The sequence below is a fragment of the Streptomonospora nanhaiensis genome (assembly GCF_013410565.1).
GTDB lineage: Bacteria > Actinomycetota > Actinomycetes > Streptosporangiales > Streptosporangiaceae > Streptomonospora > Streptomonospora nanhaiensis.
Genome location: NZ_JACCFO010000001.1, coordinates 5577627 through 5595470, shown reverse-complemented (window position 1 = coordinate 5595470; position 17844 = coordinate 5577627). Strand labels below are relative to the sequence as shown.

At 77.3% G+C, this 17844-nt stretch carries 19 protein-coding genes; 5 read left to right on the top strand and 14 right to left on the bottom strand.

Annotated features, from left to right (window positions below):
- Window positions 1-12 precede the first annotated feature (12 nt).
- Complete coding sequence (locus HNR12_RS24680; RefSeq protein WP_179769787.1) at window positions 13-510, bottom strand: DUF3145 domain-containing protein; 498 nt, start codon at window positions 508-510, stop codon at window positions 13-15.
- 218 nt (window positions 511-728) lie between these two features.
- On the opposite strand from HNR12_RS24680, the gene HNR12_RS24675 reads away from it, so the two are divergent.
- The 3 genes from HNR12_RS24675 to HNR12_RS24665 all read left to right on the top strand — a co-directional run bounded on the left by HNR12_RS24675 (window position 729) and on the right by HNR12_RS24665 (window position 5535).
- Entirely contained in the window at window positions 729-1313 is a 585-nt protein-coding gene (locus HNR12_RS24675; RefSeq protein ID WP_179769786.1) for an RNA polymerase sigma factor, read from the top strand.
- Window positions 1303-1821, top strand: coding sequence for a hypothetical protein (locus tag HNR12_RS24670; RefSeq protein WP_179769785.1), 519 nt, complete (start codon window positions 1303-1305; stop codon window positions 1819-1821). The genes HNR12_RS24675 and HNR12_RS24670 overlap by 11 nt, the downstream gene beginning before the upstream one ends.
- A gap of 1062 nt (window positions 1822-2883) precedes the next feature.
- The gene (locus tag HNR12_RS24665) at window positions 2884-5535 is read left to right on the top strand and encodes a CHAT domain-containing protein (protein WP_179769784.1); all 2652 of its coding nucleotides are present in this window, start codon (window positions 2884-2886) and stop codon (window positions 5533-5535) included.
- 229 nt (window positions 5536-5764) lie between these two features.
- Here HNR12_RS24665 and HNR12_RS24660 read toward each other — a convergent pair whose 3' ends face one another.
- From HNR12_RS24660 to HNR12_RS24620, 9 genes are all read right to left on the bottom strand, one after another.
- A complete protein-coding gene (locus HNR12_RS24660; RefSeq protein ID WP_179769783.1) occupies window positions 5765-6232 on the bottom strand; it encodes a DUF1707 SHOCT-like domain-containing protein in 468 nt (155 codons plus the stop codon).
- A gap of 34 nt (window positions 6233-6266) precedes the next feature.
- Entirely contained in the window at window positions 6267-6689 is a 423-nt protein-coding gene (locus HNR12_RS24655) for a DUF1707 SHOCT-like domain-containing protein (RefSeq protein ID WP_179769782.1), read from the bottom strand.
- A 255-nt stretch (window positions 6690-6944) separates the two neighbouring features.
- Window positions 6945-7412, bottom strand: coding sequence for a DUF1707 SHOCT-like domain-containing protein (locus HNR12_RS24650; RefSeq protein ID WP_179769781.1), 468 nt, complete (start codon window positions 7410-7412; stop codon window positions 6945-6947).
- A 157-nt stretch (window positions 7413-7569) separates the two neighbouring features.
- A complete protein-coding gene (locus HNR12_RS24645; RefSeq protein ID WP_179770889.1) occupies window positions 7570-8361 on the bottom strand; it encodes an inositol monophosphatase family protein in 792 nt (263 codons plus the stop codon).
- 83 nt (window positions 8362-8444) lie between these two features.
- Window positions 8445-9449: an ATP-grasp domain-containing protein gene (locus HNR12_RS24640; RefSeq protein WP_179770888.1), complete on the bottom strand. Its 1005-nt coding sequence runs from the start codon at window positions 9447-9449 to the stop codon at window positions 8445-8447.
- A 221-nt stretch (window positions 9450-9670) separates the two neighbouring features.
- Entirely contained in the window at window positions 9671-10297 is a 627-nt protein-coding gene (locus tag HNR12_RS24635) for an HAD family hydrolase (RefSeq protein WP_179769780.1), read from the bottom strand.
- Between the two features lie 104 nt (window positions 10298-10401).
- On the bottom strand, window positions 10402-10938 hold the full coding sequence (locus HNR12_RS24630) for a YbhB/YbcL family Raf kinase inhibitor-like protein (protein ID WP_179769779.1): 537 nt from the start codon (window positions 10936-10938) through the stop codon (window positions 10402-10404).
- An 84-nt stretch (window positions 10939-11022) separates the two neighbouring features.
- On the bottom strand, window positions 11023-11706 hold the full coding sequence (locus HNR12_RS24625; RefSeq protein ID WP_246425762.1) for a PIG-L deacetylase family protein: 684 nt from the start codon (window positions 11704-11706) through the stop codon (window positions 11023-11025).
- Between the two features lie 232 nt (window positions 11707-11938).
- Window positions 11939-13162 carry an MFS transporter gene (locus HNR12_RS24620; RefSeq protein ID WP_179769777.1) on the bottom strand — a complete coding sequence of 408 codons (1224 nt, stop codon included), beginning with the start codon at window positions 13160-13162 and terminating at the stop codon, window positions 11939-11941.
- Between the two features lie 203 nt (window positions 13163-13365).
- Between HNR12_RS24620 and HNR12_RS24615 the strand changes: the two genes are divergently transcribed.
- Window positions 13366-13797, top strand: coding sequence for a DUF2203 domain-containing protein (locus tag HNR12_RS24615; protein ID WP_179769776.1), 432 nt, complete (start codon window positions 13366-13368; stop codon window positions 13795-13797).
- A 111-nt stretch (window positions 13798-13908) separates the two neighbouring features.
- Complete coding sequence (locus HNR12_RS24610) at window positions 13909-14343, top strand: DUF5709 domain-containing protein (protein WP_179769775.1); 435 nt, start codon at window positions 13909-13911, stop codon at window positions 14341-14343.
- Window positions 14344-14458: 115 nt separating this feature from the next.
- Here HNR12_RS24610 and HNR12_RS24605 read toward each other — a convergent pair whose 3' ends face one another.
- The 4 genes from HNR12_RS24605 to HNR12_RS24590 all read right to left on the bottom strand — a co-directional run bounded on the left by HNR12_RS24605 (window position 14459) and on the right by HNR12_RS24590 (window position 17716).
- Complete coding sequence (locus tag HNR12_RS24605) at window positions 14459-15109, bottom strand: MBL fold metallo-hydrolase (RefSeq protein ID WP_179769774.1); 651 nt, start codon at window positions 15107-15109, stop codon at window positions 14459-14461.
- Window positions 15110-15117: 8 nt separating this feature from the next.
- Window positions 15118-15978 (bottom strand): enoyl-CoA hydratase-related protein, encoded by an 861-nt coding sequence (locus HNR12_RS24600; RefSeq protein ID WP_179769773.1) that lies wholly within the window; start codon window positions 15976-15978, stop codon window positions 15118-15120.
- A 100-nt stretch (window positions 15979-16078) separates the two neighbouring features.
- On the bottom strand, window positions 16079-16558 hold the full coding sequence (locus HNR12_RS24595) for a peroxiredoxin (protein ID WP_179769772.1): 480 nt from the start codon (window positions 16556-16558) through the stop codon (window positions 16079-16081).
- Between the two features lie 9 nt (window positions 16559-16567).
- Window positions 16568-17716 carry an alkaline phosphatase family protein gene (locus HNR12_RS24590; RefSeq protein ID WP_372451074.1) on the bottom strand — a complete coding sequence of 383 codons (1149 nt, stop codon included), beginning with the start codon at window positions 17714-17716 and terminating at the stop codon, window positions 16568-16570.
- Window positions 17717-17844 lie beyond the last annotated feature (128 nt).

The window sequence follows — 17844 nt, the reverse complement described above, 5'->3', positions numbered from 1 at the left end:
GGGTGGCGGCGGCTACCCGGCCGCGTGCAGCCAGCGGACGGGGGCGCCGTCGCCGGCGTAGCGGAAGGGCTCCAGCTCCTCGTCCCACTCGCGCCCGGTGAGGCGGTCCAGCTCGGCCGCGAGGTCGATGTCCTCCTGGGCGGCGGCGCGCTCCACGGCGTTGCGCAGCCGGGCCTCGGAGACCAGCACCTCGCCGGAGGCGCTGGTGACCGCGGTGAAGATGCCGAGTGTGGGCGTGTAGCTGTAGCGCACGCCGTCGCAACCGGGGGTGGGCTCCTCGGTGACCTCGAAGCGCAGCCGCTGCCAGCCGTTGAGCGCCGATGCGATGGCACCGGAAGTGCCCGGCGCGCCCTGCCAGTTCAGCTCGGCGCGATGAGCGCCGGGAGCCGCGGGCTGGGCACCCCAGTCGAGTTTCACAGGCACGCCAACCACACCCGCGACCGCCCACTCGACGTGTGGGCACAGCGCCGCGGGCGCGGAGTGGACGTACAAGACGCCACGTGCGGACACCGAACCTCCTGATACGAACGAGTGCGCTTCCCCGACGCCCTCGTACCCGAAGAGGAGCTGTCCGTCCCGGTTTTTCCTCGCCCCATTGTGCCCCATGTGCACCATCGGCACCAGGTCTTCACCGCGGCCGGATCCGGCGTTTCCCCGCTTCCCCTCGGGCGAGCGGCTACTGTGATCCTGCGCGCGAGGCGGGAGCTGTGAGTCTACTGGGGGTAGGAGTGGCTGACCAGCCCTATGCGGAGGTCTCGACGAGCGAGCTGGTGGCGCTCGCCCGGGGCGACGACCCCGCCGCGTGGGAGGCGCTCCTCGACCGCTTCGGCGGCCTCGTCGGCTCTATCGTGCGCGGCTACGGGCTGTCCGTGCACGACGCCCAGGACGCCGAGCAGACCGTGTGGTTCAACCTGGCCCAGCACCTGTCCACCCTCCACACACCCGAGCGCGTGGGCGCGTGGCTGGCCACCTCCGCGCACAACGCGTGCCGCCGCCAGCACCGGATCGCCCGGCGCACGGCGCCCCGCGACCCCGCTCTGCTGGACCTCGCCGACCCGCGCAGCCCCGAGGCGATCCACCTCGCGGCCGAACGCGGCGACATGGTGCGGCAGGCGATCGCGGCGCTGCGCGAGCCCGACCGCACGATCGCCTACCTGGAACTGGAGGAGCCGCGCTCGCCGGCCCGCACGGTGGCCGCGCGCACGGGGCTGCGCCCCGAGGAGGTCCCGGCGGCCCGCCGCCGCGTGCGGCGGCGCCTGCAGCGCCTGCTCGGCGAAGCCAACGAGGAGAAAGGCCCGCAGCATGACCCGTGACGACTCGCCCGGCCCCCGGCCCGGCCGCCCCCTCCCCGACGCGCGGCCCGGGGACACCGGGGCGCACCGCGGGTCCGGCACCGCGCCGGACGGCGGTTCCGCCTACGAGATGAGCCCGCGGATGCGCGCCGCGGCGCGGGCGGCCTACGCGATGCGCGTGGACCCCGCCGTGGTCGCCGGTGTCAGCGCCGACTCCGTCGAGACCCCGGCCACGGGCATCCGCGCCGCCGCCCTCCTGGACGAGGCCCCCCGCTACGTCACCTTCCACGCCGAGGGCGTGACCATCGACCTGGAGATCACCCCGCGCGCCGAGCGCTGCGACGTGGTGGGCAGAGTGGCGCCGCCGGGCCCCACCACCGTGCAGGTCCGCCACCTGCGCGCGACCACCGGCCACACCGTCGACGCCTACGGCACGTTCATCGCCCGCGACGTGCCGCGCGGCCCCATCAGCCTGGTCCTCCACCGGCCCGAGGACCCCCCGGTCGCCACCGACTGGCTCTCCGTCTAGAACGCCTTCCACAAAGCGTCCACCGAGGCCGGGATCGCGCACCTGCTCCCCCGCCCGCCCGGCCGGTCCGAGGACGTCCGCCGCCGCGCGTCCTGGCCCGGCCAATGTTCGCCGCGGCGATGCGGCTGCCCGGCGCGGCCCCGACCCGGCACGGTGGCAGCGCGGCCGATGGACGGCACGCGCGCCCGGCGCGGGGCGTCGCACACCACCGTCCACCGCTCCGGACCGGGCGGGACCGCCGGCGGGGACGGGGACATGGACACCCCCGCCCCGCCTTCGCCGAAGCGCCGGGCTCATGCCCGGCCACCACCTCCGAGAGGCCGTGACCGCGTTCAGCCTGGCCGCCCAAGGAACCGGGCGAACGCCGAGGGCCTGCACCCGTCCACACCTGGGGAGCGGGCGATGTGCTGGTCCGCCCGGCCGCGCCGATGAGCCCGGCCCCGGTGTGCGCGCCGGATGGCTGCGCGGGCGCGTCGAGGCGGTCGCCTGGGGCACTGGCGAACCGGCTCGGCCTGGAGCGCCACGCTCCCGCACCGCCGAGGGGCTGTGGGCGCGCACCGGCCGGCGGCGTGCGCGCCGGCGGTGGCGGCTGCCGGCGCGTCACCGATTCCTGGTATTCCAGGTTCGCTTCGCCGCTGATTCGTCACCCAACCGAGGCGGTCGGCGGGGCCCGCGCACGCGCACGCGCGGCCGGTCCGGGCGGCGGTCTGCAGCGGCCCGCGCGTTCGCGCACGTCGGAGCCTGCGCGGCGGTGATGCGCTTCCGACGGCGGCCGCCGGCGGCACGACCGCCCCGCCGTCCGGGCCGCCGCCGCGGCGCGCGGCGCCGGGCCGCGCCCGGCCGCCCCGTCGGCGGCCTTTGTCCGGGTCCTGGGGAATCCGGTTGTCCACAGGCGCGAAACCGGGGGTCCCCTTGCCCCGAGGTCAGGTGTTATTACTTTGCGTGACCGCGCGGCGGAGGTCCGTGCGCAGCCGAAACCCCTCCGCCGCGCCGAGTGCGTAACCCGGCATCCCGGGCATCCCCGACACCCCTCGCACGCACCGATCGCGAAAGGCCCTCGCCATGGCCCCAGGGCGGCTTGACGACGTCCGCACCCCGGTCACCCTCGTTGCCCGCGACCCCGTCGCCGCGCTTAGGCGCGGCGAGGAGGTCCTCGACACCGCGCCCGAGCCCCTGGAGCGCTCGACCGCCCTGCGCCTGCTGGGCATGGCCCACCGCGAACTCGGGCGGTGGCGCAGTGCCCGGCGGCTGCTCACCCAGGCGGCGGCCGTGGCGGCGCGCGCGGGCCTGGACGAGTCCGCGGCGCACGCCCGCGCCTCGCGCCTGGGTCTGCTCATGATGCGCGACGGCCCCGGCGCGGTCGGTGGCGCGCTGGGCCGCCTGGCCGGCGCCGCCCCTTCGGCCCGGGCCCTCGTGCTGGCGCACCAGGGTGTCGGCGCCGCCCAGCAGGGGCGGTTCGAGTCCGCCGTCGCCGCCTTCGACTCCGCCCTCGCCCGCGCCGACTCCGATCTCGATCGCCACCTGCTGCCCGGCATGCTGAGCAACCGGGGTCTGGCGCTGATGTACACCGGGCGGCTCGACGACGCGGCCGCCGACCTCCACTCCGCCCTGCGCCGCACCCAGGGCGCGGGCATGGCCTGCCTGCGCGGCGTCGCCCTGCAGAACCTCGGCTGCGTGGAGTTCCGGCGCGGCGACTTCGCCGCTGCGGCCGCCCACTTCGCCGCGGCCGACCGCCTGGTGCCCGCGGCGCGGCGCCCGGCCCTGCGGCTCGACCACGTCGACGCCCTGCTGGCGGGCGGCATGTCGGCCGAGGCGGGCCGCCTGCTCGCCGAACTGGCCGATCCCGAGGGCCCCGACCGCGCCGAGGCCGATATCGCCATCGCCCGGCTGCTGGCCGCCAAGGTCCTGCTGGGGCGCGGCGACCACGACTCCGCCTACCGGCAGGCCCGGCGGGTGCGCCGCGCGGCCGCGCGCACCTCGCTGTGGGCCCGGCTGGCGGCCCTGATCGAGTGGTCCGCCCGGTGCGCCGCCACCCCCGGGCCGACCGCGGGGCGGTCCGGGCGGCCGGCGCGTCCGGGGCCGCGCGCCGGGCAGCGCACCCCGTCCTTCCCCGACCTCCCCGGCTCCGCCCTGGCGGCGCTGCCCGACTGGGCCGCCGGGCTGCCCGCCGGCACCGACGAGACCGCGGGCGCCCTCGCCCGGTGCGTGCCCACCACCCCGCTGGGTCCGCTGTCCCTGTCCCTGCCCGCCCCGCTCCCCTCGGCGGCGCTGCGCGCCCTGGCCGACGGCGACCACACGCGCGCCCGCCGCGCGCTCCTCGGCCGCACCGGCGGCGCGCCCTCCCCGGGCCTGCGCCACCTGGAACTTCTGGCCCACCACCGCTCCCACCACCGCGAGGCCGCCGCCGCCGGGGCGCGCGTGGCCCTGCGCGGCGGCGACGCCGCCCTGGCCCTGGACTGGATCGAGCACCGGCACGCCCTCGACCGCGCGCCGGGCCCGTGCCGCGACACCGCCTGGCTGCGGCTGCTCGACCGCTGCCGGCTGGCCCACGCCCGCGCCCTGCGGGGCGACCCCGACGCCCGGCAGCGGTTCGCCGACCTCGCCGCCCGCCTCACCACGGCGCAGTGGCACCCCGGGTGCGCCGCCCCGCACGGCCACACCCTCCCCCGGCACGGCCCGGCCGCCGCCGAACTCGCCGAGCGGCTGGGGGCGCGGGCGTTCGTCTGCTACGCGCCGGCCCCCGGGTTCGACGCCGCGATCACCGTGGTCGACGGCCGCGCCCGCCTCCATCCCCTCGCGCCCGCGGGCGAGATCGAGGCCGCGGTCGCCGGTCTCGTCGCCGCCGCCCGCGCGCGACTCCTCGGCGCGCCGCCGGGGGCGGCGCCGCGCCTGGTCGACGGCGCCGCCGAGGCCCCCGGCGTCCTCGGCGGCGCCGAGGTCGCCACGGCGGCGGCCCGCGTCGACCGGCTGCTGTTCGCTCCCGTCGCCGACACGGTGGGCGACCGCCCGATGGTGGTCGCCCCGGCGCCCGCCATGCAGGCGCTGCCGTGGGGGCTGCTGCCCGGGCTGCGCGGCCGCGAGGTCAGCGTGGTCCCCTCCGGGCGCGCGTGGCTCGCCGCCCGGGACACCGCGCGGTCGGGCCCGCCCGGTCCGGCCGGCGGCACGGTGCGGCGGCCCGGCGGGCCGCCGGGCACGGCGCGGGTGCTGCTGGCCGCCGGACGCGATCCCGAGGGCGCGGCCACCGAGGTCCGGGCACTGGGGCGGCTGTACCCGCACGCCCTCCAGGTCACCGGCGCGCGGGCCGACGTCGGCACGGTGCTGGCCGAACTCGACGGCGCCGACCTCGCGCACCTGGCCGCGCACGGCCTGGCGTGCGCGCAGGCCCCGATGCTCTCCGGGCTGGTGCTGGAGGACGCCTCGCTCTTCGCCTACGACCTGGAGTGCCTGCACCACGTGCCGCGGACCACGGTCCTGTCGGCGTGCTGGGTCGGCGGCTCGGTGCCCGCGCCGTGGGGCACGCCGCTGGGCATGGCGGCGTCGCTGCTGTCGCGCGGGGGCGCGGTGGTGGTGGCCTCGGTGCTGCCGATCAGCGACCGCGGAGTGGCCGAGGCCATGGTCGGCTTCCACTCCGCCCTCGCGGGCGGCGCCACCCCGGCCCGCGCGGTCGCCGACCACCTCGCCGGGGCCGGGTTCCTGTGCTACGGCGCCGGCTGACACACCCTCGGCCGCGGGCGCGCCCACCCGCCGCGCGGCCTGCGGACGTGCGCGGCGCCGCCCGCACGCCCACGCCGCGTGCCGTGGCGCCGCCCGGGACAGCCGCGGTCCAGGAGGACCCGGTGGGACGTGGCGCGCGCACAGGGGGGGTGTCGGCGCGGTCGTCCCCACTGGTCCGCGGCGCCCATGGCCATGGGCGCGGCAGGTTCGGGAACCGCTCGTCGGCGGCCTAGGGGCCGCGGCTGTCGCCGCCGGGGCGGTCGGTGGGGGTGCCGGCGATCGCCCCGGCCAGGGTGAACAGGAACATGAAGCCGATCGGGATCATCGGCCAGAACAGCAGCGGCTCGGCCGCGATGATGCTGGTGACTCCCCAGATGCCGATCAGGATCACCGAGATCGCGGCCAGGCCGCGCCACGGCTCCAGGCGGTCGCGCCACTCGGGCTGGCCCGCTCGGGCGCCGGGGGCCGGGGGGATCTCCGCCGCGGGCTCGGGCACGGCGGGCGGTTCGGGAAGGTCGGCGGTCAGCGGCCACAGGTCCCCCATGACCTTGGCGCGCATGGCCAGGCCGAGGCGCTCCTGGTACTCCGCGAGGTCCAGCCGGCCCTCTTGGAGGCCGCGGGCCAGGCGCTCGGCGCAGGCGTCGCGGTCGGCGTCGGACGCCCGCATCCGGTCCGGGGGCAGCTTCTGGTCGTCCATTGGTCGTCGGTCCCTCCACGAGGAGTGGTGACGCTCACCTGCGGGAGCCGGAGCTTTCGTCGGGCCAGATGGCGGCGGCGACCAGGATCGCCGCCCAGATACCCAGCGGCACCAGCGGCCAGTAGGGCAGCAGGTCGCCCCCCATGATGCTGGTGACACCCCAGATGCCGGTCATGATGACCGCGCCGCCCAGCCACCACCGCCATTCGTCTACCCAGTCCTTCCACGGCGATGCCAGGGCGGAGCGGGACGACGCGGCCGGCGCGAAGTCGTCGCGTTCGGCGGGCGGCGCGGGCGCGGGGAGGTCGGCCGTCAGCGCGCGCAACTGGCCGATGAACACCGCGTTCATCGCCTCGTCCAGGCGGCGCTCGTACTCGGCGAGGTCCAGGCGGCCCTCCGACAGAGCGGTGGCGAGGCGTTCGGCGCAGGCATCCCGGTCAGCGTCCGAAGCACGCATTCTGCTCTCCGGGACGCGTTCGTCGTCCAACGCCCACCCCCTGCCGCACGATGATGGGGATTTCACGATACGCCGCGCGGGCGCGGGAGAAAAGCGGCCCGGCGGGCCCCGCCGCGAGGCGGCGCGCACGGGCGCGGACCTGTGTTGTGGGAGGTCAGCGGGGTCGGCGCGGGAGGGCGGCGGGGCGCCGAGCGGGGCGGTCCGGCGCGGCGGCGGGGCCGCCGCCGGCGGGCCGGTCCGTCTCGGGGAAGAGGATCAGTCCTTCTCGGGGAAGATCAGCGAGGCCACCAGGACCGCCGCCCAGATGCCGAGCGGGATCAGCGGCCAGTACGGCTGCATCTCGCCCGAGGCGATGCTGGTGACGAGCCAGATGCCGGTCATGATCACCGCACCGCCGCCCCAGGAGCGCCACTCCTCGACCATGCCCTTGCCGCCCTTGCCGCGCCTGCGGCCGCGGGCGGCCTTGGCGCCGGTCTCGGCGAGGTCCACGGGGCCGTCGTCGGACGCGGGCGTCCCGGCGGGGTCCTGGGGCGCGGGCAGGTCGGCGGTGAGCGGGACGAGGTCGCCGATGGTGACCGCGCCCATGGCGGTGTCCAGTCGCTGCTCGTACTCCGCGAGGTCCAGGCGGCCCTCGGAGAGCGCGGTCGCGAGGTGCTGAGCGACCCGGTCCCGGTCGGCGTCCGACGCGCGGAGCCCGCTGTGCGGTGTCAGGTCGGCACTCAACGGCCCCTCCTCATCAGTGCGGCTTTTCCGAGGTTAGACGCCGTGCCCCCGCCGGCGGATCCCTCCCCGGGCGTGTGTGGTGTACGACTTTTGGACTACGCCCGCCCTGGTGGGCGGCCGGCGCGGCCCGCGGTGCGCGCGCCGACGCGCGGCGGGGTCACCCGGGCCGGTGCCACTCCGCGACGGCGGCGCACAGGCCGGGGTCGGCGGCGCCGATCAGCCCGGTGTGCTCGAAGGAGCCGGTGAAGTTGAACAAGGTGCCGTCGAGCCGGCGCAGCGCTCCGCCCGCCTCCTCCAGCACGAGGCCCGGCGCGGCGACGTCCCAGTCGCGGACAGGCACGTCCTTGACGAACAGGTGCGCCCGCCCCTCGGCGATCCGGCACAGCTTGAGCGCCAGGCTGCCCGACTCCAGGTAGCCCGAGCAGCCGAAGCGGTTGTAGGCGGCGCGCGCGATACCGGTCGGCCGCGGCGTGTTGTCGGTGAGCACGCCCGCCCCGGGGCCGGGGTGCGGCGCGGCGGCCAGCCGCGCGCGGGCGCCCGCGGCGCCGCCTTCGGCGAAGGCGCCGCGACCGCGCAGGGCGGTGAAGCGGACCTTCCACTCGGGCGCGCACACGGCGGCCAGGACCGGGCGGGCGGCCGCCACCAGCGCGGCCTGGGTGACGTAGCCGGGGTATCCGTGCGCGTAGCTGGCGGTGCCGTCGATCGGGTCGATGAGCCAGTACAGGTTGGGGCGGGGCCCGCGCAGCCCGGCGGGGTCCTCCTCGCTGAGCACGGGCACCCCGGGGGCGACGCGCCGCAGCCGGGCGGCCAGCGCCTCGTGCGCCATGGCGTCGGCCCGCGCCTTGAACTGGGCGCCCTCCCAGCGGCCGGAGGTGGCGCGGGTGTCGGCCCGCCACGCCCGCAGCAGCGCGCCGACCTCGCCCACGGCGCCGGCGGCGCCGGGCAGCAGGGCGGCCCACTCCCGTGCCTCGGCTGCCCCGGCGGCACCCGCCGCCGCCTCCTCGGGCGCGGGCGGCCGCGTGCCGGTGCCGCTCACCGGCGGCCCGCCCCAAGGGCCGGGCCGGCCCCGGGGATCCCCGCGGCCGGGTCCAGGCCGTACTCGGCGAAGCGGGACTCCTCCAGGAACTCGTCGGCCGTGCGCCGGACCATCACCACGCCCGCACGCCAGTCGTCGGTCAGGCGCGGGCCGCCCGCCACGGCCTGGCGCAGCAGCCCGCCGATCTCGTCCACCCCGGCGGCCGCGGTCAGCGGCGCGGTGGAGGAGAAGCGCGGGTTGATCTCGAAGATGCGCGGCTCCCCCCGATCGTCCAGGGCCAGCTGCACGTTGAACGGACCGTCGGCGCGCAGCTCCCGCTGCACCGCGCGGCAGACCTCGGCGATCCGCTCGTGGCGGCGGGTGACGGCGAACCGGGTCACGCCCTGCTTGAGGATGACCTCCTTGGGCACCACCGCCTGCACCTCGCCGTCGCGCCACACCACCACCGAGACCGTGTACTCCGGGCCGGGGATCCGCTCCTGCACCACGAGCCGGTCGCCCGCGCCGGCGCCGGTGGCCAGCAGCCGGTTCAGCTCCTCAGCGGAGGCCGACAGGGTGACCCCGCGGCTGCCCCGCCCGGTGCGCGGCTTGACGACCAGCGGCGGCCGGGGATCGCCCGACCACTGGGCGGCCAGCGCGGTGCGCGGCACCGGCAGCCCGGCGGCCGCCAGCCGGCGCATGAGCGCGAACTTGTCCAGGCAGACCGCCACGAACTCCGGGCGCGGCAGCAGCACGGCGATCCCGTCGTCGGCGAGCGCGGCGACCGGCGCCAGCTCCTCGTCCACCAGCGGCACCACCGCCACCGCGTCCTCCTTGAGGCAGATGCCGCGGATCTCCGGCACGAACGCCTCGCTGCCGCCGGGCGGCACCAGGTAGGCGCGGTCGGCCAGGTAGAGCCCGGGGGCGCTGGGGTCGATGTCGGTGGCGACGACGCGGTAGCCCAGCCCGCGCAGGTGCTGGACGGTTCCGGCGGTGGGGGCCGAGCCCGCCGTGGTGACCACGACGGTGGGCGGGGCGGAGGGCTGCGCAGCGGACACGGGGCACCTTCTTCGTCGCGGCCGGCCGGGGCGGCCCGCGGGGGTCCGGAGCCGCTCTCGTTGATGCGAGCCTAGACCCGGCTGTGACGTACGGGACGCCGGTGGCCGGTTGCGGTTGCCCGGACAACCGGACGCCGGCGGTGGCCGCGACCGGCCGCCCGGTCGCGGCGCCCCCGCCGCTCCCGCTAGGCGGGCGAGCCGACGAGGTCGGCCAGGAACGCCTCCAGGTCGGCCGTGCCCGCGTAGTGGTGCGCCACGATCCCCAGCTCCTTGGCCGCCAGGATGTTCTCCTCGCGGTCGTCCACGAACGCCGTGCGCTCGGGCGGGGTGCCCAGCCGGTCGAGGATGTGCCGGTACACCTGGGGGTCGGGTTTGCACCGGCCGAGGTCGGCGCTGAAGAACAGCTCCTCGAACCGCGCCAGCACCGGTGAGTGCCGCAGCGCGCCGGCGATGTCGAAGGGGGCGTTGGACAGCAGGGCCAGCCGCACGCCGCGGTCGGCCAGCCGCTCCAGCAGGGCGGTGCTCTCGGGCCGCACGTGCAGCCAGGACCCCACGTCCACCGCCCACAGGGCCTGCCGGGCCGCGGAGTCCCAGGCGGCGCCGAGGCGGTCGGCGACCCGCCGCCAGTACTCGTCGCCGCTGATCCCGGCGTCGTAGGCGCGCCGCTCCGCCCAGTAGGCCGACCAGAACTCCTCGGCGGACCCGCCGGCCAGCCGCTCCAGCGCGGTGCGGTCCTCGGCCGAAGGCGGCAGGGAGATGACCTCGCCGTAGTCGAAGACGACCGCCTCGACACCGTGTCCGGCGGCTGCCATGGGCACTCACTCTCCGTTCGGGGCCTGCGGCGCCGCCCGACCGCGCGGCACCGGATCGAAACGCGTGCCCGGCGGGGTACCGGCCCCCGCCGGGCACCGGGACTCTACTTCTGCTCGTAGACCGGCGCGACGACCGCCCGCCCGACGGCGTGGGAGAACAGGTTGAACCCCAGGAAGGCGGGCGTTGCGGTCTCGTCGATGCCCAGCGAATCCACGCCGACGGCGTGCACGGCGAACATGTAGCGGTGCGGCCCGTGCCCGGGCGGCGGGGCGGCGCCGACGTAGCGCCTGCCCCCGGCGTCGTTGCGCAGCGTGACGGCACCGGAGGGCAGGCCCTGGCCCGACTCCCCGCCCGCGCCCGCCGGCAGCTCGGTGACCGACACGGGGATGTCGCACACCGCCCAGTGCCAGAACCCGCTGGCCGTGGGCGCGTCGGGGTCGAAGCAGGTCACGGCGAAGCTCCGGGTGTCCTCGGGGAACCCGCTCCAGGCCAGGTGCGGCGACACGTCCTCGCCGCCGGCGCCCATGATGCCGCTGACCTGCGGCGTGGGCAGGGTCTGGCCGTCGGCGACGTCGTCGCTGCGCAGGCTGAAGGACGGAAGGGCGGGCAGGAACTCGTACGGGGATGGCGGCTGTGCCACGGGTCCTCCTGTTGACGTCGTAACCGGCGCGGGGGTCTCCCCGGCCTCCTCTACCCCACGAATATCGTCTGCGGGCCCGGGACGCTAACGCGTGTCGACGGTTTGGAAGGACTCCGCCAGCCGGCCCTCGGGCAGCCCGCCGGCCTCGGCGTTGGCGGTGAGCCACGGCCGCAGGGCGTCGGCCAGGGAGTCGGGGTCCTCGATCTGGCTGGCGTGGCAGGCCAGCGCCGCCATCTTGCGGTCGAACACGTCGGTGATGTCGACGTAGACGTCGCAGTCGGGGCCGTGCACCAGCCAGACCTCGGGGACGGTCCAGGGCTCCAGCCCTTCGTCGCGCAGCAGCTCGGGATGGGCGTGGGGGTTGCGGGCGTCGGGGTAGACGGCGTTGATGGCGGCCTCGCCCGTGGCGAGGTGGTCGGGGTGGCTGGGGGGGATGCGCTTCCAGTCGCGTTCGGGACTGGGGATCAGCACGCGGTCGGGCCGCACCTGGCGGATGACGCGGGCGATGTCGCGCCGCAGCTCCAGGCTGGGCACGACCCGGCCGTCGGCGTAGCCGGTGAGGAAGCGGACATCGTCCACCCCCACGGCGGCCGCGGCCTTGCGCTGCTCGGCGCGGCGGAGTTCGGCCATGGCGTCGGAGTCGAGGGTGCGGGTGTCGCCGCCCGCCTCGCCGGCGGTGACCAGCAGGTAGGTGACCTCCACACCGGCCCGGGTCCAGACCGCGACCGTGCCCGCACAGCCGAAGTCGACGTCGTCGGGGTGCGCCATGACCACCAGCGCGCGTTGGATGTCGGTTGAGGCCGACACGACGGCCCTCCTTTCGCTCCGCGGGCGCCCGCGCGGACGCCCATCCCACCACAGCGCCGGGCCGGCGCCGACCATTCCGCGCCGCGCGTCCCGGCCGGTGCCGCCCGCCGGGGCCCGGCGGGGCCGGTGACGGGTGGCACCCGGCGCTCCGCGGCGCCGCCTATGCACCCGTAGTTCCTGTTGCTCCTCGTTTCTACCGCCCGGGTCCGACAGGCCGCCTCCGCAGGGTCAGCGCCACGGCCAGGTAGGGCAGCGCCGCCAGCGCGAACAGCGGTCCCGCCCCCAGCCACACCGACCCCAGCCCGTAGGCGGCGAACACGCCCACGGTGGCGGTCTCGCCGCCGAACCCCGACAGCGAGGTCACCGTCGCGCGGGCGCGGTCGCCGATTCCGTCCTGCAGCCGGGACTCGGCGGAGGCCACGGCCCACTCGGCCGCGCCGAAGGCGGCGGCCACCAGCAGCAGCCCGGCGGGGTGCCCGCTCAGCGCGCCGGCGATCTGGCAGGCCGCGGTCGCGGCCAGCACCGGCAGCGTCCACCGCCCGCCGCGCCCGGCCAGCCAGCCGCCCGCCACCGAGGCCGCCGTGAAGGGCAGCAGGTACAGCGGCACCAGGTCGGTGGGCACGCCCGTGCCGCGCACCAGCAGCGGGACGAACTCGTCCAGGGACAGGGCCGCCAGCAGCACCGACAGCAGGAGGAGGGCGCGGCGCAGCGCCGCCGAGCGGCCGACCTCGCCCAAGCCCTCAACGAGCACCCCGCGCGCCGCGCCGGCGGCCCGGCGCACTTCGGCGAGGACGGCGCGGACCCCGCTCCCGCGCCCGGCACCGCTCCCGGCCGGCCGGTCGTGCTCGGGGAACGTACGGCCCACCAGCGCGCAGGCCGCGGCCGCCAGGACGCTCAGCGCGCCCGCGGCCGCGTAGCCGCCGAGCGCCGTGACCGGCGCGGCCAGGGCCGTGGCGAGCAGGATCGCCACGGCCGACGCCGCACGGGAGCGCCCGATCAGCCGGGCGTAGGTGGTGGACACCCACTCCGACGGCTCCGCGGGCGCATCGCCGGAGGCGCCCGCGGGCGCGCCGGGCGGCGGGGCGGCGCCCGCGCGGGAGGGGTCGACGCGGGTGAGCTCGGTGTAGACCAGCGCCTGGAGGGTGCCCGAGTGCAGCGCGCCGCCCACGCCCCAGAGCACGAAGCCCAGCGCGAAGGCCGGGTAGCCGGGCGCGAGGGTCCACAGGGCGAACCCGGCGCCGGTGAGCAGCGGCGCCACCGTGAGCATGCGGCGCCGCGAGACCATGTCGGCGAGCACGCCCGAGGGCACCTCAAGCACGATGCCGGTGGCCGACCACAGCGCGAACAGGCCGGCGATCTGGGCGGTGCTCAGCCCGGTGTCGGCGAACAGCAGCGCGTAGACCGGGTAGAGCGGCACGAAGTCGTCGAGGAACGCGTAGGCGTAGAGCCGGCGCGCGATCGGGGATTCAGCTGAGGGTCAACATCGCCACGTCATGGACGCGACTCTAGCCGCCCTCGCGCGGCGGCGACAGCGCTTTTCCCGGCCGCCCGCGGCCGCCCCGCCCTCCCGGCGGCGCCGCCCCGCACCGGCGCCCGCGCGCGATGGTCTAGCGTGCCGGTATGGACGACGCCGCACCCCCGCCCGCCGACCCGTTCGCCGACGGCTACCCCGAGCCCCGCGTGTTCACGCCGGCCCAGGCGCGCGACCTGATGCCCGAGGTGCACCGGCACGCCGCCGAACTGGTGACGCTGCGGGCCGACCTCGCCGAGATGGCCGCCGACCTCGGCTCCGCCGGAGGCTCGGCCCTGGGCGGCCGCGCGGAGCTGAAGGCCGCCGAGGCCCGCATCGGCGAACTGCGGAACTGGTTCCTGGACCAGGGCATCGAACTGAAGGGGGTCGCGCCCCTGCTGATCGACTTCCCCGCGCTGCTGGACGGGGTGTCGGTGCGGCTGTGCTGGCTGGAGGGCGAGTCCGAACTCGCCTGGTACCACCGCACCGACCTGGGGTTCGTGGGCCGCCGCCCGCTGCCGCGGGACACCTTCCCCTTCTAGGCCCCCTCCCACCCCGCGCCCGTCGCTCCCGCGCGCCGCAAACCCCACCCGGCGCGGGCCGCCCGCCCCGCGCCCGTGATTATCCGCTGCCTCAGCGGATAGTGACGGGGCATGACTGAGAACCACCCGGAGGAGCACCCGGCCGACCCCATCAACGAGGACGCCGCTGACTGGGAGGAGGCCGGGCTGCCCGCGCAGGAGGACAGCACCGAGGACCTGATCCTGCCCGCCGAGGAGCCCGTGGCGATGGACGAGGTGGGATCGACCGGGACGGAGAAGGAGGCCGGGGAACCCCTGGACGAGGCGCTGGCCCGCGACGAGCCCGACGTTCCGGGCGCACTGGGCAGCACGGCGCAGCCGGCCGACCAGCTGCCCAACCGCGGCCCCGAGGAGGACCCCGAGGGCGTGCGCCTCGTGGAGTCCGACGAGGGCGTGCGCGAGGACAGCGAGGACACCATGGTGGCGCGCGAGGCCGGGGTGGACCGGGCGGCCTACAGCGCCGAGGAGGCCGCCGTGCGCGAGGAGGAGGAGTCCGACCTCCCCTGACGCCCCCGATCCGGCCCGGCACCCGGCCACGGACCCCGCGCGGCCGCGCCGGCGGGCGCCGCCCCCTTCGGCGCGGCCGCGCCCGGGGCGCCCCCGCGGGGCCCGAGGGCCCGCGCTACCAGCCCCGGGCGCGCCACTCCCCCAGGTGCGGGCGCTCGGCGCCCAGCGTGGTGTCGCGGCCGTGGCCGGGGTAGACCCAGGTGTCGTCGTCCATCGCCGCGAACACCCGCTGCTCGACGTCGTCGATCAGCGAGGCGAAGTCGGCGGGGCTGTGGGTCTTGCCGACCCCGCCCGGGAACAGGCTGTCGCCGGTGAACAGGTGGGTGTGCCCGGCGGGGTCGTCGTAGCGCAGCGCGATGGAGCCGGGCGTGTGCCCGCGCAGGTGGACGACCTCCAGCCGGGACTCCCCCACGGCGATGTGCGCGCCGTGCTCGACCGGCTCGTCCACCGACACGGGCAGGTCCGCGCTGTCGGCGGGGTGGGCCACCGTGCGCGCGCCCGTGGTGCCCACGACCTCGGCCAGGGCGCCCCAGTGGTCGGGGTGGCGGTGGGTCGTGACGACGCGGGCCAGGCCCTGGTCGCCGATCAGCTCCAGGATGCGGTAGGCGTCGGCGGCGTCGATGAGCACGCCCTCGCCGGTGCGGCGGCACCGCAGCAGGTAGGCGTTGTTGTCCATCGGCCCGACCGCCAGCTTGCTGATGCGCAGGCCGGGCAGTTCGCGTACGTCGGCGGGTCCGCCGACCCGCGTATCGCCTGAGTAAGTCACGTCGTCCATTACAGCACCCACTTCGGTGTGCGCTTCCGCAGGAAGGCGGCCCTGCCTTCGGCCGCGTCGGCGCTCGCGAAGTACTCCGCCGACACCCCGGCCAGCCGCGCGAGCTCGGCCGCGCGCTCATCGGGGGGCACCGCGCCGATCCCGGCGAGAAGCTCCTTGGTGGCGCGCAGCGCCCGGGGCGCGGCGGCGCGCAGGCCGTCCAGGACGGACTCCGTGGCGGTGTCGAGGTCGGCACGCGGCACGGCGGCGGTGACCAGCCCCGCCGCGGCGGCGGTGGCGGCGTCGAAGGTCTCGCCGGTGAGGAAGTAGCGGGCGAGCTGGCGGTTGTGCATGCGCAGCGCCACGGGCAGCGAGATGATCGCGGGCACCACGCCGATGCGGACCTCGGTGAAGGCGAAGGTGACGTCGTCGGGCGCGACCGCGATGTCGGCGGCCGCCACGAGCCCGATCCCGCCGGCCCGCGCGGGGCCGTTGAGGCGGGCCACCACGGGCTTGGGCGCCTCCAGCAGGGCGCCGAACAGCTCGTGCATGCCGGGCGCCGCGACGGCGGGCGGGTGCCCGGCGCGTTCGGCCTCGATCTCCTTGAGGTCGGCTCCGGCGCAGAACGCGGGTCCGGCGCCGGTCAGCAGCACGGCGCGCACGGAGTCGTCGGCCATGGCCGCGGCCAGGCCGGCGGCGAGGTCGGCGCGCAGCCGCGCCGACAGGGCGTTGCGGTTGGCCGGGGAGTCGAGGGTGAGGACGGCGATCCCGCGGCGGGTGTCGCGGCGCACCAGGGGCGCGCCGCCGCCGGGGCCGGCGGTGGGTGCGGTGCTGGCGGCCCGGTCGGCCTGGGCCGGGGGGTGGTCGGCTTCCTCCGCCATGGGTGCGGCGGCCCCTTTCCTGGGTCGTGGTCGTGGTCGGTGGCGGTTGCCCGCCGGCGCGGGCGGCCGTGTGGTGCGGTGCGGCGGACCCGGCGGGGTGCTACCCGGTGCCGCCGGTGCCGCGCAGGGCGCGCAGCGCCGTGAGGGCGCCGTCGGCGTGGGCCTGCATGCGCAGCTCGCTCCTGACGATGTGGACTACCCGCTGATCGGTGCCGATCACGAAGGTGGTGCGGCGGGTGGGCGAGAGCGCGCCCAGCGGCCCGGAGCGGCGCACGCCGAAGGCGGAGGCCACGGCGCCGTCGGGGTCGGACAACAGCGGGTAGTCAAACCCGTGGGTGTCGGCGAAGGTGCGCTGCCGGTCGACGGTGTCGGCGCTGATGCCCACCCGCTGGGCGCCGAGTTCGGCGAACTCGGCGGCGAGGTCGCGGAAGTGGCAGCTCTCGGCGGTGCAGCCGGGGGTCATGGCGGCGGGGTAGAAGAACAGCACGACGGGCCCCTCGGCCAGCAGCGCGCTGAGGCGGCGCGGCGTACCGTTCTGGTCGGGCTGCTCGAAGTCGGGGGCGGGGTCTCCGATGTCCACTCGGCCACCCTAGGCCACGGTGGTGACACGCAACAGGGGCACGTTCAGCTCGGCGGTGGTCAGCGAGCCGTGGTGGCCGACGAACCGGCTGGGTCCGGGCTCCAGCTCGGGTGCCAGCAGCACGGTGGTGCCGCGCGCCACCGCCAGGACGTCGCCGATGCGCGGGCCGACCCGATCCTCCACGCCCCCGAACAGCCCCTCGGCCACGGCCTCCTCGCGCAGCAGGACCCGGGCGCGGTCGCCCAGCAGCTCGCCCCAGGCGGCGGCGGTGTCCTCGGCGGCGCCCTCGCGGGTGTAGACCTGGCGCACGCGGGCCTCGCCGGCCAGCACCCGCACCCCGGCGCGGAACCCGGCCGGGGTCTCGACGTCGACGCGGTCGGCCTCGCCGACGTCGACCATGCCGTGGTCGGCGGTGATGTAGAGCGCGGAGTCGGGCGGCAGCGCGGCGGCGACCTGCTCGGCGAGCCGGTCGACCTGGCCGAGTTCGGCGCGCCAGTAGGCCGAGCCGATCCCGTACCGGTGCCCGTAGCCGTCGAGGAGGGGGTGGTACACCAGCACCAGCGCGCGGTCGTGGGCGGCGAGGGACGCGCCGGCGCGCACGGCCAGCTCGGTGATGGTGGCGGCGGGGACGTAGGTGCTGCCGCGCGCGAGCGCCACGCTCAGGCCGCTGCCCTCGTAGGAGCCGTCGGCGACGTAGGCGGTGCGCACCCCGGCGCGCTCGGCCCGCTCGTAGACGGTGGCGTGCGGCTGCCACACGAGGGGGTCGACCTCGTCGCGCCAGAGCAGGTGGTTGAACAGGCGGTCGGTGCCGGGCAGCGCCACCTGGTAGCCGACGACGCCGTGGTGCCCCGGCGCCAGCCCGGTGCCCAGCGAGGTGAGGCTGGTGGCCGTGGTGGTGGGGAACCCGGCGGTGATGGGCGCGGCGGAGTCGAGCAGGTCGGACAGGAAGGGCGCGTGGGCGCGGTGGGCCAGCAGCGGCTCCCAGCCCATGCCGTCGACGACCAGCACGCAGGCGCGGCGCACCGGCGGCAGGTCCAGCGGGTTGGGCTCGCCGGGCACCCCGAGCGACGCCAGGACCGAGGGCATGAGCGCCGACAGGGAGCCGGCGGTGTAGTCGGGGCCGGCCAGGTCGGGGGCGGGCGCGCTGCGGTCGTTCACGGGTGCTCCTCGCGGGTGGACGGCACCGGAGGTCCGGCGGCTCGGGCGCGGCCGCCCGGCCCCTGGTGTCTCCCCCGTGGGCGGAGGGCCGACACCCGCGGGCCGCGGCGGCCGCGCCGTGCGCCGGA

Bases quoted from the DNA above. Each gene is read 5' to 3' on its own strand.
- HNR12_RS24625 (WP_246425762.1), bottom strand. From the start codon at position 11,706: ATGGCGCACCCCGACGACGTCGACTTCGGCTGTGCGGGCACGGTCGCG.
- HNR12_RS24655 (WP_179769782.1), bottom strand. From the start codon at position 6,689: ATGCGTGCTTCGGACGCTGACCGGGATGCCTGCGCCGAACGCCTCGCC.
- HNR12_RS24665 (WP_179769784.1), top strand. From the start codon at position 2,884: ATGGCCCCAGGGCGGCTTGACGACGTCCGCACCCCGGTCACCCTCGTT.
- HNR12_RS24610 (WP_179769775.1), top strand. From the start codon at position 13,909: ATGACTGAGAACCACCCGGAGGAGCACCCGGCCGACCCCATCAACGAG.
- HNR12_RS24670 (WP_179769785.1), top strand. From the start codon at position 1,303: ATGACCCGTGACGACTCGCCCGGCCCCCGGCCCGGCCGCCCCCTCCCC.
- HNR12_RS24600 (WP_179769773.1), bottom strand. From the start codon at position 15,978: ATGGCGGAGGAAGCCGACCACCCCCCGGCCCAGGCCGACCGGGCCGCC.
- HNR12_RS24635 (WP_179769780.1), bottom strand. From the start codon at position 10,297: ATGGCAGCCGCCGGACACGGTGTCGAGGCGGTCGTCTTCGACTACGGC.
- HNR12_RS24615 (WP_179769776.1), top strand. From the start codon at position 13,366: ATGGACGACGCCGCACCCCCGCCCGCCGACCCGTTCGCCGACGGCTAC.
- HNR12_RS24660 (WP_179769783.1), bottom strand. From the start codon at position 6,232: ATGGACGACCAGAAGCTGCCCCCGGACCGGATGCGGGCGTCCGACGCC.